This window comes from Kitasatospora sp. NPDC048239 (genome assembly GCF_043202015.1).
Lineage (GTDB): Bacteria > Actinomycetota > Actinomycetes > Streptomycetales > Streptomycetaceae > Kitasatospora.
This window is the reverse complement of the sequence record NZ_JBICZP010000006.1, coordinates 12,119-25,998: the sequence shown is the minus strand read 5'-3', so window position 1 is coordinate 25,998 and position 13,880 is coordinate 12,119. Positions and strand designations below refer to the sequence as shown.

Here is a 13,880-nt window from a genome sequence, read left to right as displayed (position 1 = left end):
GCTGTGGAGTGACCTTTTGGAGCGGACGATGGGCAACACGGAGAACGACGCTCCGGGCGGCACGGCGGACGGGGCGGCGGCGGACGGCGTGGTGGACGGCGGCGTGACCGACGAGGGTGCGCCGGAGGTCGGTGCGCCCCAGGACGGTACGCCTCAGGACGGCGGGACCGGCGGGGCCGACAAGGCGGCGGCCATCGCGGCGCTGGCGGAGGCCGTCCGCGCGGTCGGGAAGCAGTCCGGCGAGGGCGCGGGTACGTCCGCCGCACCCGCCTCCTCCGGCGAGACCGCCCCCGCCGGCGCCCGGCCGGTCCGCGCCGGGACGGACGAGCAGCGGGCGCAGGCCCTGCGCGACACCGCCGAGGTGCTGGCCGCCGGCGGTGCGCCCACCGACCTCGCGCCCGCCGCCGTGGCCGAGTTCGGCGACGGCGCCGCCGAACAGCTGCGCTCCGACCCCTGGGCGGTCCTCTCGCTGCCCGGCGTCCACCCCGAGCACGCGGACGGCTTCGCCCGCGGGCTGCTCGGCCCCGCCGCCGGCCCGGGCGACCCGCGCCGGGCCCAGGCGCTGGTGCCGTGGGTGCTGGAGCAGGCCGCGCTGCGCGGGCACTCCGCCGTGGAGATCGGCGAGGTCGCGGCCGGGCTCGACCGCCTCGGTCTGCCGGACTCCGCGGCCGCCCTGCAGGCGGCGATGGTCGACGGCCGGGCGATGCCCTTCCAGGAGGAGCTGACCGGCGCCGAGGCGAAGGCCGGGTCCGACGACGAGGACGACGAGCCCCCGACCCGGACGCTGCTCGCACTGGAGCGGCTGGCGCTGGCGGAGGAGAGCCTGGCGGACGGCCTGGTCCGGCTGATGTCCACCTTCCAGGCGGGCGAGGACCCGGAGGACGTCGAGGACTCCGGGTCGGGTAGCGCCGATACCGCCGGTGACTCCGGCGACGCCGGTGGCGGGGACGGCCAGGAGGCCGGCGAGCCCAGCGTGGCCGGCGAGGCCGAGGCCGTCCCCGTCGCCCCCGGCCCGACCGCGTGGGAGGCCGCCGCGGCGGCCGCGCCCTCCTCCTCCGCGGCCGCCCTGATCCGGGCGGTCGCCGACAGCGCGCTGGTCACCCACACCGGCGGTGAGGCCGCCCGGGCCGAGCCCGCCGCACTGCTGCGGGCCGCCGCCGGCCTCGGGCTGCGCACCTGGGCCGCCACCTGGACCGACCAGGGCCGGGACGCCTTCGCCGCGCTGGCCGCCGAGGCCGCCGACGCCGACGCGCCGGCCGTCCAGGTCGCCACGCTCACCGGCCTGCTGACCGGCTCCGCCGGCCCCGGCCGCTCCCCCGACGGGACGCTGGCGCTCGACCTGCTGGTCGTCCTGGACGCCCCGCTGCTCGACGTCGAGCTGGCCGCGACCCTCCTGGAGTCGCTCGCCGACGGCACCCGCCTGGTCCTCAGCGGCGACCCGGGCCAGCTCTGGTCGGCCGGTCCCGGGCGGTTCTTCGCCGACCTGCTGGCCGCCAAGGTCTGCCCGCCGGTGGCCTCCCGCACCCCGGACTTCGGTCCGATCGGCGAGCTGGTCTCCGGCGTCGGCATCGGCGAGCTCCAGCCGGTCGAGGCACCGGACAAGGAGGTGGTCATCCTGACCGCCAAGGACGCCGGCGAGGCCGTCCACCGCGCCATCCAGCTGCTCACCGACTCCATCCCGCGCGCGCTCGGCATCCCCGCCGAGCAGGTGGTCCTGCTCACCCCCGGCCACGGCGGCGGCGCCGGCACCCGGGCGCTCAACTCCGCCGCGAAGGCCCGGCTCAACCCGGGCCCCGGCCGCTTCGGCGGCTTCGACCCGGGTGACCGGGTGGTCGACTCCCCCGCGCCCGGCGTCACCCGCCCCGCCCGGGTGGTCGACGGCGATGCCACCGGCCTGCACCTGGAGTACGCCGACGGCTCCCGCCGTACCGTCCCGCCCGCCGAGGCCGCCCGCCTGCGGCACGGCTGGGCGCTGACCGTCCACCAGGCGGTCGGCCGCCGCTGGCCCGGCACGGTCGTCGTCCTGCCGGAGGACGCGGGCACCGCGCTCACCCGGCAGTGGGTCTACACCGCGTTCGGCCGCGGCGAGCGCCACCTCTCGGTGGTCCACGCGGCCGGTCCGGCCCTGCTCCAGGCCGTCACCGAGCGGCCGGCCCAGCCCCGCACCACCCGCCTGCGCGCCATCCTCGCGGAGAACGCCGTCCAGGCGTACTGACCCCGCACCGGCGCCACGCCGACGGGCGGTCCCCCGACTCCGGGGGGCCGCCCGTTTCGCATGCCCGGAGGTCCCCTGCCGGTGCGCCCTGCGCCCTGCACCGGAAGTCGGGCCCGTCGACTTCCCACTCCGGCGCTCCAGGGCGCCCGGGCATCGCCGTGCCATAAACAACCTTCATGCAACTGGTAGAAACCATGCCTTGGACGAATACCCGCAGTTCAGCGGAGGGTGGAGGCACACCCCCCAGCGAACCGAGGAGTACGTCCGATGGATCTTCAGCTCACCGACAAGGTGGTGGTCGTCACCGGAGCCTCCGCCGGTATCGGCGAGGCCGCCGTGCGCCTGCTGGCCGCCGAAGGCGCCACCGTGGTCGGGGTGGCCCGCCGGCCCGACGGCGTCGAGGAACTCGGTGCGCGGGTAAGGGCGGTGGCCGCCGACGTCACCGAACCGGGTGCGGCCGACCGGATCGTCGAGCAGGTGCTGGCCGAACACGGCCGGCTCGACGCCCTGGTCAACAACGTCGGCGGGCTGGACGCCCGGGCCGGCTTCCTGGAGGTCACCGACGAGCAGTGGCTGGCCGGCTTCGACCTCAACTTCCACTCCGCGGTGCGGATGAGCCGGGCCGCGCTGCCCGCCCTGCTGCGCAACGGCGGCGCGCTGGTGCACGTCGCCAGCGAGGCGGCCCGGCTGCCGGACAGCCCACTGGTGGACTACGCGGCGGCCAAGACCGCGCTGCTCTCGCTGTCCAAGTCGCTCGCGGCCGAGTTCGGCCCGCGGGGCGTCCGCTCCACCGTGGTCTCGCCCGGCCCGACCCGGACCAGGCTCTGGGATGCGCCGGGCGGGTTCGCCGAACAGCTCGCCGACTCCTTCGGCCTGCCGGTCGAGGCGGCGATCGACCACTTCGTCCACGAGGTCCGGCGCCTGCCGAGCGCCCGCCTCGGCACGCCCGAGGACGTCGCCCGGGTGATCGCCTACCTGGTCTCGCCGCTCGCCGGCCAGGTGACCGGCGCCGAGTGGGCCGTCGACGGCGGCGCACTGCGCCAGCTCTGACCGCCGCCGGCCCCCGCCACCGGGCCTGCTACCGACCCCGCCACCCGAGAGAAACGTCCGAAACCATGCGCACAGCTACCCGCCTTCGCATCGCCGCCGCCGGATTCGCCGGCCTGACCGCCGCCGCGGTCGCGCTGGGCACCGCCACCTCCGCCGACGCCCGCCCCCCGGCCGGCGTCCGGGCCTGGAGTCTGGTGGACCGCTCGCCCGGGATCGTCCAGCCGCTCGCCCTCACCGTCGACGGCTCGCTCGGCAGCCGCCGGGCCGCCCAGGAGATCCGGCTCGCCCAGCAGCTCTACACCTTCTGGAACACCGGGGAGCAGCGCCACCTCGACGCCGCCGTGGACCACGGCTTTCGCGACAACACGCTCCCCGCCGGTCGCCCCCAGGGCCCGGCCGGGCCCGCCTTCGCCTCCCGGGCCTTCCGGGCCGCCGTGCCGGACCTGACCTGCGAGCTGTCCGACCTGTTGATCACCGGCGACCGGATCACCGCCCGGCTGGTCTTCCGCGGCCACTTCACCGGCGTCTTCGACGGCGTGGCGGGGCGCGGCCAGCGCGTCGAGTTCAACGCGATCGACATCCAGCACGTCGGCGCGACGCGGATCACCGAGGACTGGCACATCGAGGACAACCAGACCCTGCTCACCCAACTCGGCGTCCTGACGGCCCACTGAGCCGCCCCGGGCCGCACACACGGGCGGCGCACAGGTCGGGGCGGTACCGGGACGAGTGCCCCGGTACCGCCCCTGGCGGCGCAGCGAACGGTGCAGGAGGGTGGCGCGGGAGAGCCGTGCAGGAGGACCGTGGACGGTGGGCGGTGGAGCCGGAGGGTCAGTCGTCCGGGTCCTCGTCGTCGTAGACCTCGCTGACGTCGAACCGGCAGATCAGCAGCTGCGGGTCGGCGCGCTCGAAGGGCTCGGGCAGCCACTCCCCCGGCTCGGTCGGCTCGGCGGCCGCGACCCAGAGCGTCGAGTCGCCCTCCTCCAGGCCGAACTCCTCACTGCGGGCGGCGATCTCGTCCGGCTCGTACTCGCCGAACAGCACGCCGATCGCGGCGTTGACCCCGGCCGTCCCGGCCCCGCCGGGGGTCAGCGACTCCTCCAGCCGTTCGGCCTGGGCGCGCAGCCGCTTCGGGTCGACCACGTGGTAGTCGCGCCGGATCAGCACACTGATCGCCTCCGGCTGCTCGGGGCCGAGGTACCCGCCCGGGCCCTCGTCGCCCGGGACCTCGAAGGGGGTCACCTCGTCGTAGGCCTCGTAGAGGAGTTGGTCGTAGGCGATGGCCGCCGTGGCCAGCTGCTCGTAGGCGGTGAACACGGCGGGATCGTCCGCTGCGTTGGGGCTTGACACCGCTTCCAGGTGACGATCGATGGCGGCCTTGACCGCCTCGGCGGCGGCGCGTACCTCGGCAAGGGTTGGCTGCGCGGCATCAGACATGGTGCAGACGCTATCTCCCCTCGGTGCCGGTACGCACAGCGGTTGTCACCTACACCCGCGATTTCACCGCAACTTCCCCCCTGATGTCCGATCCGCGTGGTTCTGTGACCGCGCACGCCCCAGGCGTGGTGTGCGGAAACGGCACGGTTGGGCCGTTCGAGTGCCGCTTCGCAGGCGGCGATCGGGGTATCCCGTCAGCAGCGGAAACGGAGCTGATGCACTGTCAGGGGTGCGGTCCGCCGGGCCGGCCGGAGCACGACCGAAAATACCCGGGCCGGTTGTCGGAGGCAGGCCGTACGCTTGCGTGCAGGTGTCCCTCAGGAGGAGCGTTTTGACCCCACCGAAGTCGGTCCGACAGCCGGAGTACGAGTACCAGTCGCTGCGCATGCCGCGCGGTACCACCCGCAACGCGGCGCGCCAACTGCTCACCGAGCACGCCGAGTACGGGCACTGGGAGTTGGACAGACTGCGACTGTTCCCGGACGGCAGCCGGACGGTGCTACTGCGGCGGCGGATCATCCGGCAGGTCCGGAGCTGGTGAGGAGCCCGGCTCCCTGAGGCGTCCGGCCGAGGCCTGCCGCTGCGACCGCACGACGGGCGCGCGCTGAGCTCAGCTGCTGGACCGGTCTGCCGGACTCGCCTTCCCGGCCCGCTCCTGGCCCCGTTCTTGGCCCCGTTCTTGGCCCCGTTCTTGGCTCGAATACGCCCGCGGCCGCCGGAGGAACCGGTCGGCCGCGGGCGCATGGCGTGGCCCGCCGTTGCGGGCCGCAGGGTCGATCGGACGGTGGGCGCGGCGGCTGCTCAGGCCGTCCGCCTATCCCATCCGTCCGCCCACTCCTCCGCTCAGCGGGCGCCGGCGCGGGCGCGGCGGTAGAGGACGCCGCCGCCGAGCAGCAGCGCCAGGCCGGCCGCACCCATCAGTTCGGTGCTGCCGGCGCCGGTCGAGGCCAGCTGGCTGCCGGTGGCGGCCTGACCGTGTGCGGCGGTGTCGTTCGCCTGCCGGGCGGCGGCCGGCACGGCCTGACCGCTCTGCCCGCCCTGGCCGGCCTGACCGCCGCCCGCCGACGGTGCGGCCGGCGTGCTCGCGGACGGCGTGGCGGCCGTGCCGGTACCCGTGGGCGCTCCGGGGATGGTGGTGGACGGGTTGCCGGTCCGCGGGTTGCCGGGCGTGGTCTCCCCGCCGGTCTGCGGGGGCGTGGACGGCTGGCTCGTCCCGGGCGGCGGCGGGTTGTGGGAGCCGTGGCCCTCCGGGCAGTCGTCGTCCGGCTTGGCAGGCGGGGCGGCCACCGGGGCGCCCTCGTTGCCGCAGGCGTTGCCGAACGCCGGGTTGCCGACGCCGGCCACGTCGACCGAGTTGCCGCAGGCGTTGACCGGGATGTGCACCGGCGCCTGGACGCTGTTGCCGGAGACGACCCCGGGCGACCCGGCGGCCGTGCCGGAGGCCGACGAACCCGAGGCCGACGAACCCGAGGCGGGGTGGCCGGAACGGCCGTGCCCGTCGGCGTTGGCGCAGCGGTTGCCGAACGCCGGGTTCAACGCGCCGATCACGTCGGCGGTGTTGCCGCACGCGTTGATCGGCACGTCGACCGGCACCTGCACCGAGTTGCCGGAGGCCACGCCGGGCGAGCCGACCGCACCCCCCTGCGCTTCGGCGCCCGCGTAGGCGTAGCCGGCGGTCGAGGCCAGCACGCTGCCGGTGGCCACGGCCGTGAGGATCCCCTTCTTGGCTACATTCCTCATATTTTCCCCTGACGTATCGAGACGACGTTACGACCTGCCGAAAGTCGGAATTTCCGAATAACGGGCGAGGTATTCGACTGCACACGGGACAACGAGGCCGGTCGGGAGAGGTTGAGCCGACCAAACCCGCTTCACCTGATCGAGCTACAGCCCGAACGCACGAACACCCCGGGGTCCATGAGCCCCCGGGGGCGGCCACCAGACCCCGGACACACAAGCGCCCCCGGGGCGGCGCGTCCGCCACCCGGGGGCACAGTGAGTCGATCCGATGATCAGCCGATCAAGCGGTCAACCTGCGCTTAGAAGTTGGCGCAGTGGTTGCCGAACGCCGGGTTCAGCACGCCGATCACGCTGATGGTGTTGCCGCAGACGTTCACGGGGATGTGGACCGGGATCTGGACCTGGTTGCCCGAAACGACGCCCGGGGAGCCGGCGGCCACGCCGTTGGCGGCGGCGCCGCCGTGGGCGGACGCGACACCGGCCGCGGCGAGCACCAGGCCACCGGTGGCAGCGGCAACAGCGGCGATCTTCTTGACCTTCATCATTCCTCCTGTATGGACAACGCAACCCGTTCGGCGGGCTGCATAGGAGTGAACGAGGGTGTGGCAAACGGGGTACGGAGGGCTTTCCCCATTCACCCGCAACGGTGATTCGTCGCACACACGGTCGACCCGGAATTCCCAGAGGAATCGTTTCTCTTGATCTCCTTCGGACTGCCCCAAATCATTAGCTCGGACAATGCTGACGGCTGCCCCGCGGGCCTGCGCGGACGGCCCGCCCCCGGCACCCGGGGACGGGCCGTCGGCGCACTGCACCCGCCGCGCTCAGCAGGCGTCGAGGAACCGGTCCAGCACCCGGACGCCGAACTTCAGCCCGTCCACCGGCACCCGCTCGTCCACGCCGTGGAACATCCCGGCGAAGTCCAGCTCCGGCGGCAGCTGCAGCGGCGCGAAGCCGAAGCAGCGGATGCCGAGGTCCTGGAACGACTTGGCGTCCGTCCCGCCCGAGAGGCAGTACGGCACCGCGCGCGCGATCGGGTCCTCCGCCTGCAGCGCGGTCTGCATCGCCTCCACCAGCGCCCCGTCGAAGCTGGTCTCGATCGCCTTGTCCGAGTGCAGGCTCTCCCGCTTCACGCGCGGGCCGAGCACGCTGTCCAGCTCGGCCAGGAACTCCTCCTCGAATCCGGGCAGGAAGCGCCCGTCCACGTGCGCCGTCGCCTGCCCGGGGATCACGTTCACCTTGTAGCCGGCCCCGAGCATGGTCGGCTGGGCGGTGTTGCGCAGCGTGGTGCCGATCATCTTGGCGATGCCGCCGAGCACCCGCAGCGTCTCGTCCATGTTCTCCGGGTCGAGCTTGACCCCGAGCGCGTCGGAGAGCTCGTCCAGGAAGGCCCGGACGGTCTTGGTGATCCGCAGCGGGAACTTGTGCCGCCCCAGCCGCGCCACCGCCTCGCACAGCTCGGTGATGGCGTTGTCGTCGTTCTCCATCGACCCGTGCCCGGCCCGGCCCTCGACCGTGAGCCGCATCCAGTGCATGCCCTTCTCGGCCGTCTCGACCAGGTACAGCCGGACCTGGTCGTTCACCGTGAACGAGAAGCCGCCGACCTCGCCGATGCCCTCGGTCACACCCTCGAAGAGGTCCGGGTGCTTGTCCACCAGGAACCGCGCGCCGTACGTGCCGCCCGCCTCCTCGTCCGCGACGAAGGCCAGCACCAGGTCCCGCGGGGGCTTGCGCCCGGTGCGCAGCCGGTCGCGGACCACCGCCAGGGTCATCGCGTCCATGTCCTTCATGTCGACCGCACCGCGCCCCCAGACGCAGCCGTCCGCGATCTCCCCGGCGAAGGGGTCGTACGTCCAGTCCGCGGCGTTGGCCGGCACCACGTCGGTGTGGCCGTGGATCAGCAGGCCCGGACGGGAGCGGTCCTCCCCCTCGATCCGGACCACCGTCGACGCCCGGCCCTTGGCCGACTCGAAGATCTGCGGCTCCAGACCGAACTCGGCGAGCTGCTCCGCCACGTACTCGGCGGCCTTCCGCTCACCCGGGCCGGAGCCGTCGCCGTAGTTGCTGGTGTCGATCCGGATCAGATCCCGGCAGATCTCCGCGACCTCCGACTCAGCCGTCACCTTCGGCTCGCTCCGCTGCTCGCTCACGGGTCACTCCTCGTCTCTGGCCCGCACGGACGCACCAGCGCGCCACCCCCGGGACCTGCACCCAGGTCGTACGAGCACGTCCGCCCATCCTCCCCCAGCCCCCCACCCGGATCCACCCCCACGAAACACGGCGACACGCCGCCGCAACCCCCACTCCACCTCCCCGACCCGTTTTGGGAGCACAACCCGATCTTTGCTACAGTTACATCTGTCAGCGCGGCCGACGAGGCCGCAAGGACAACACCCGGTCCGGGTGGCGGAATGGCAGACGCGCTAGCTTGAGGTGCTAGTGCCCTTTATCGGGCGTGGGGGTTCAAGTCCCCCCTCGGACACAGTGCAGTGCGGGTCAGGAGAAATCCTGACCCGCACTTTTGTTTTCGCTGGTCCGGACGGTACGGGCCGCCACTGTGGACCGGATGCGCACTCGGCGCAGCGGCAGGCCCGTGCTGAGCGGGAAGCCCTCCGCCGCCCCACTGCGCCAGCGCCGCACAACACCGCGGTCACCCATTTGCACTCCATATGATGAGCGGCGTCTTCGCCTCTTCACACTGCGCGCACGCCGTGTTCATGACCAAGGAGCTCTATGGCCGCGACAGCCCTCGGAACCTCAAGCGGGGACGGCTGGGAGTTCGACATCCCGACCAACGGCAGCAAGAGCCTGCCGCCGTCCCCCCGCTATGTCGATGCGTTGGCCAGCCAGGGGTACTCCTTCGAGGCAGCGGTCGCCGACTTGATCGACAACTCCATCGACGCCGGAGCCGAGCGGGTGGCCGTGGTCTTCCTCCGGGACGGCGACCGCCTCTCAAGCCTCCTCGTCATTGACGACGGCACGGGCATGGACGACGGCGGGCTCGACACTGCCATGACCGTTGCCGGGCAGGAGCGGTACTCCGCCGCCGCGCTGGGCATGTACGGAACCGGCCTCAAGGCGGCCTCCATGTCGTGTGCGGACTCGCTCACCGTGATCAGCCGGACAAAGCGGTCGAAGGCAGCCGGGCGCCGCTGGCTGACCGAGAACGCCAAGAACGGCTTCCACTGCGACATCGTCAGTCCCGAGTACAGCCAGCGGCTGATCGACCGGTACGACGGGATCATCGGCTGGCAGGGGACCATCGTCCGCTGGGACGGTGTCCGGGACTTCGACACCATCGAAGAGGGCCATACCGACCAGTACCTCAACCGGGCCATCGACCGCCTTGAGGGATACCTCGGGCTCTATCTGCACCGGTTCCTCGGCCGCGGCACCCTCGACATCGACATCGTCATCGAGGAGGCAACGACCCGCGAGGAGCACGACCACCGGCCGGTCGAGCCCATCGACCCCTTCGGATACCGCGTCCCCGGCAAGGCCGGCTACCCCCGCGAGTTCACCGCCCCCATCGAAGGCATCGGAGATGTACCGCTGACGGCGCACATCTGGCCGCCCAAGCAGCAGAGCGTCGGCTACAAGGGGATCGGCCCCCTCCAGGAGCGGCAGGGCTTCTACTTCTACCGCAACGACCGGCTGGTCCAGGCCGGAGGGTGGAACAGCTACCGCAGCGCAGAGGGGCACCTCAGCCTCGCCCGCGTCCAGATCGACCTTCCTCGCACCGCCAACAGCGTCTTCTCGCTGACTGTCAAGAAGGCCGGGGTCACGGTCAATTCAGCCTTCTCCCGCGGCCTGGAGAAGGCGACAGACGCCAACGGCACCGCGTTCTCCGGCTATCTGCAGGAGGCTGAAGCCGTCTACCGGGAAGCCGCACGCCGCAGTGAGCCGAAGCGCAAGGACGCGATCCCGCCTGGCCGGGGCATCGACCCCAGGCTGAAGCGCGTCCTGGTTGAGGAGCTTCCCCAGGTCGCCGGCGCGGACCCGATCGGATTCCTCTGGGAGCAGCTTCCTGCCGACGTGCTCTTCGAGATCGACCGCAGCCGCCGCGTGATCCGGCTCAACAAGACGTACCGCCAGGCCGTTCTGGGAAACCGGCGAGGAGCGTTCAACGATGCACCGCTTCTCAAGAGCACGCTCTACCTGGCGTTCAACGAGATCTTCCAGAAGGAGCGGCTGCGGTCCGTGCTCCAGGACGAGATAGATCTCTGGAACACCGTACTCATCGCAGCTCTGCGCTCCGAAGCAGAGCGCTGACCGCCAGCCGGTACGCCGACCGAACCGAACACAGGAATCAGGAGGGCAGGAACAGTGCTTTCCGCGACCGACCAGGTGCTGCAGCTGCACACGGGGGCTCTCGCCGCCATGGGCATCCGCCCGCGCCGTCTCGACAAGATCGTATTCGCCCTGGCCGAGGAGGACGACCTCGCCCTGGCCCACACCGGGCAGTTCCGCGACCGCCTCATAGCGGCTGCACCCGACGACCCGCTGCTGGTGCTGTGGGAGAAATACCTGTCGGAGTGGGACTTCCAGGAGTCCCCGGACTGGAGCGGGGCGGGCGCCCGTACCGGCGAGCGCCGCGCTGACGCATACGGCCGCCTCGGGCTCGATGCCGACGTCTGCAAGTCGCTGACGGCAGCGGTGCCGGTCCCCACTGAACCGGGTGCCACGGTGATCAGCACCGAGCACGAGGCGTGGTTCAACCGGGATACAGCGGCTGCCCGCTCCTTCTACTGGGAGCACTACGCCGAGCACCTCCGGGCCAAGGGCTGGAAGGGCGAGGCGATTGCAGCCCTCGACGAATCCAGCCAGCAGGTTGTCGAGCGGCTCTCGGATCCGACGCGCACAACCGCCTATTCGGCCCGCGGCCTGGTTGTCGGCTACGTGCAGTCCGGTAAGACCGCCAACTTCACCGGTGTCGCCGCCAAGGCCATCGACTCCGGATACCGGCTGGTCATCGTGCTCGGAGGGACTCTCAACCTGCTCCGGCGGCAGACCCAGCGGCGCCTCGACATGGAGCTCGTGGGCCAGGAGAACATCCTGCGCGGCGCCGACCCCCAGGACCCGGGCGCCCTGGTCGGTATCGACTACCAGGAGGACGCCGACTGGCCCGGCCTCTTCGTCTCACACCGCGGAAGGCCCTCCCAGCGGGGGCTGCCCGACATCGAGCGCCTGACCACCCGGGACAAGGACTACCGGAGTCTCGCCCAGGGCATCCGCGCGCTGGAGTTCGAGAAGCACGACCGCCGCCGCCCGCTGCACGATCCAGAGAACCTGTACCGCGCGGCCGCGCGGCTGATGGTCGTCAAGAAGAACAAGTCAGTCCTGACCAGCCTCGTCAAGGACCTCAAGCAGATCGGACCGATCCTCAACGAGATCCCTGCGCTGATCATCGATGACGAGTCGGACCAGGCATCCGTCAACACCACCGATCCGAAGAAGTGGGAGAGCGGCAAGCCCGAGCGCAAGGCCATCAACGGGCTGATATCCCAGTTGCTCAGCCTGCTGCCGCGCGCCCAGTACATCGGCTACACGGCGACGCCGTTCGCCAACGTGTTCATCGACCCCAGCGACGCCGAGGACATCTTCCCCCGGGACTTCCTCATCTCCCTTCCCCGCCCGCAGGGGTACATGGGTGCACAGGACTTCCACGACTTCGACCCGGTGGCCCCTGTCGCGCAGCAGTCCTACGCCGACTCCCACCAGCGGGCGCATGTACGCGGCATCTACGCAGACGACGACCGCCTCCAGGAGGCCATGGACACCTTCCTGCTCACCGGCGCCATGAAGCTCTACCGGGCTGACCGCAACGTCCCGGACGAGCCCTTCCGCCACCACACCATGCTGGTGCACGAGTCAGTGAAGACGGACGACCACGGCGCACTGGCCCTTCGTATCAACTCGATGTGGCACCAAGCCGAGTACACCGGCCCCGGCGGCCACGCGCGCCTCGCCAAGCTGTTCGACCAGGACATCCGCCCTGTCTCCGAGGCACGGGCCGGACACCTGCCGGTACCCGCTGACTATGCCGAGTTGAAGCCCTACGTCAGCGCGGCACGGCAGCTGGTAGCCAGGGGCGGGAACCCGGTCGTCGTGGTGAACGGCGACAGCGACAGGTACTTCGAGCAGATCGACCTCGACTTCGAGGGCCAGCCCCACATCTGGAAGATCCTCGTCGGCGGCACCAAGCTCTCCCGCGGCTTCACCGTCGAGGGGCTGACCGTGACCTACTACCGCCGCACGGCAAGCCAGGCCGACACCCTGATGCAGATGGGACGCTGGTTCGGCTTCCGCAACGGCTACCGGGACCTCGTCCGCCTGTTCATCGGCAGGGCGGAGCAGATCGGGAAGAAGACCGTCGACCTCTACGAGGCCTTCGAGGCGGTGTGCCGCGACGAGGAGGACTTCCGCTCCCAGCTGCGCCGCTACGCCGAGCCCGTCGACGGCCGCGCCCAGGTCACGCCCGCGCAGATCCCGCCACTGGTGTCCCAGCACCTCTCCTGGGTGAAGCCGTCGAGCCGGACCAAGATGTTCAACGCGGAACTCGTCGAGGTGCGCTCCCCTGGCGAATGGGTCGAGCCGAGTGCGTATCCCAAGGCCGCCTCCGAACTCCGCCGCAACTGCGAACTGTGGCTTCCGGTACTGAATCGGCTGGAGCCGGCCGCCGACCCCTTCCTCCATGTCTCCGAGAGCTCGGGCAGGCAGACGCGGTTCACGGCCAGGACCGCTGTCCTCCCGCACTCCGAGCTGCTCGTCCTCTTCGAGCAGCTCGTCTGGGGCCGCCCGGATCTCATGGCACCCCACTTGGAATACCTGAGGGACCCCGGCCCATCGGGCTGCGGCACCGACGACTGGCTCGTCATCGCGCCGCAGACCACCGGCCCGGGGTCGGTGCAGGCCAGCATCCTGGGGAGCCCCCCGCTCACCCTGGTGCAGCGCAGCAGGGGTCCGCGCGGCACGTTCAACCGCATCTCCGGCATGGCACACCGGCAGTCCCCGGAGCGCATTGCCGGCCGCCGTGCCGCCGATGCGGCAGATTCCGCCGCTGCCCGGTTCGCCCGGCCGCGCCGCGGCGTCGTCCTGCTCTATCCCGTCATCGAGCTCGATCCCGGCGCCGCAGCCAGCCTTTCGAACGGGCACGCCGACCCCCACAAGACCGTGATGGCCTGCGGCTTCATGGCTGCGACGGACCCTGCCGCGCCCCGTCGGCCACTGATCCGCTTCCGCACCATCGACTCCTCCCAGAGCAGCGCGGTGGTGGTTCCCGTGCAGGGAACGGATCGCCAGCCGCGCTAGGCACGACTGCCGAGGGGGGTGGGGGGGGGCGGGGGGGGGGGGCCCCCCCCCCCCCCCCCCCCCCCCCCGCCCCCCCCCCCCCCCCCCCGCCCCCCCCCCCCCCCCCCCCCCCCCCCCCCCCCCCCAC

Annotated in this window: 10 protein-coding genes and 1 tRNA gene; 7 read left to right on the top strand and 4 right to left on the bottom strand. The window is 72.0% G+C overall.

From position 1 onward, the window contains the following. Positions 1 to 28: 28 nt before the first annotated feature. The 3 genes from ACGFZP_RS17715 to ACGFZP_RS17705 all read left to right on the top strand — a co-directional run bounded on the left by ACGFZP_RS17715 (position 29) and on the right by ACGFZP_RS17705 (position 3,939). Entirely contained in the window at positions 29 to 2,215 is a 2,187-nt protein-coding gene (locus tag ACGFZP_RS17715) for a helix-hairpin-helix domain-containing protein (RefSeq protein ID WP_392933569.1), read from the top strand. Positions 2,216 to 2,482: 267 nt separating this feature from the next. Further along, on the top strand, positions 2,483 to 3,265 hold the full coding sequence (locus ACGFZP_RS17710; protein WP_392933566.1) for an SDR family NAD(P)-dependent oxidoreductase: 783 nt from the start codon (positions 2,483 to 2,485) through the stop codon (positions 3,263 to 3,265). A 65-nt stretch (positions 3,266 to 3,330) separates the two neighbouring features. Next, a complete protein-coding gene (locus ACGFZP_RS17705; RefSeq protein WP_392933563.1) occupies positions 3,331 to 3,939 on the top strand; it encodes an ester cyclase in 609 nt (202 codons plus the stop codon). Between the two features lie 157 nt (positions 3,940 to 4,096). Here ACGFZP_RS17705 and ACGFZP_RS17700 read toward each other — a convergent pair whose 3' ends face one another. Next, entirely contained in the window at positions 4,097 to 4,702 is a 606-nt protein-coding gene (locus ACGFZP_RS17700) for a hypothetical protein (RefSeq protein WP_392933560.1), read from the bottom strand. Between the two features lie 331 nt (positions 4,703 to 5,033). Here ACGFZP_RS17700 and ACGFZP_RS17695 point away from each other — a divergent pair, with 331 nt between their 5' ends. Further along, positions 5,034 to 5,243: a DUF5703 family protein gene (locus tag ACGFZP_RS17695; protein WP_392933558.1), complete on the top strand. Its 210-nt coding sequence runs from the start codon at positions 5,034 to 5,036 to the stop codon at positions 5,241 to 5,243. A 302-nt stretch (positions 5,244 to 5,545) separates the two neighbouring features. Here the strand turns inward: ACGFZP_RS17695 and ACGFZP_RS17690 are convergent, their stop codons facing one another. From ACGFZP_RS17690 to ACGFZP_RS17680, 3 genes are all read right to left on the bottom strand, one after another. Then, positions 5,546 to 6,442 (bottom strand): chaplin family protein, encoded by an 897-nt coding sequence (locus tag ACGFZP_RS17690; protein ID WP_392933556.1) that lies wholly within the window; start codon positions 6,440 to 6,442, stop codon positions 5,546 to 5,548. A 299-nt stretch (positions 6,443 to 6,741) separates the two neighbouring features. After that, a complete protein-coding gene (locus ACGFZP_RS17685; RefSeq protein WP_387949580.1) occupies positions 6,742 to 6,984 on the bottom strand; it encodes a chaplin in 243 nt (80 codons plus the stop codon). Between the two features lie 282 nt (positions 6,985 to 7,266). Further along, on the bottom strand, positions 7,267 to 8,592 hold the full coding sequence (locus ACGFZP_RS17680; RefSeq protein ID WP_392933554.1) for a M20/M25/M40 family metallo-hydrolase: 1,326 nt from the start codon (positions 8,590 to 8,592) through the stop codon (positions 7,267 to 7,269). Between the two features lie 247 nt (positions 8,593 to 8,839). On the opposite strand from ACGFZP_RS17680, the gene ACGFZP_RS17675 reads away from it, so the two are divergent. From ACGFZP_RS17675 to ACGFZP_RS17665, 3 genes are all read left to right on the top strand, one after another. After that, a tRNA-Leu gene (locus ACGFZP_RS17675) sits at positions 8,840 to 8,924 on the top strand. A 251-nt stretch (positions 8,925 to 9,175) separates the two neighbouring features. Beyond that, positions 9,176 to 10,714, top strand: a complete 1,539-nt coding sequence (locus ACGFZP_RS17670; protein WP_392933552.1) for an ATP-binding protein — start codon at positions 9,176 to 9,178, stop codon at positions 10,712 to 10,714. A 108-nt stretch (positions 10,715 to 10,822) separates the two neighbouring features. Beyond that, positions 10,823 to 13,753 (top strand): Z1 domain-containing protein, encoded by a 2,931-nt coding sequence (locus tag ACGFZP_RS17665; RefSeq protein ID WP_392934641.1) that lies wholly within the window; start codon positions 10,823 to 10,825, stop codon positions 13,751 to 13,753. The last annotated feature ends 127 nt before the right edge of the window (positions 13,754 to 13,880 follow it).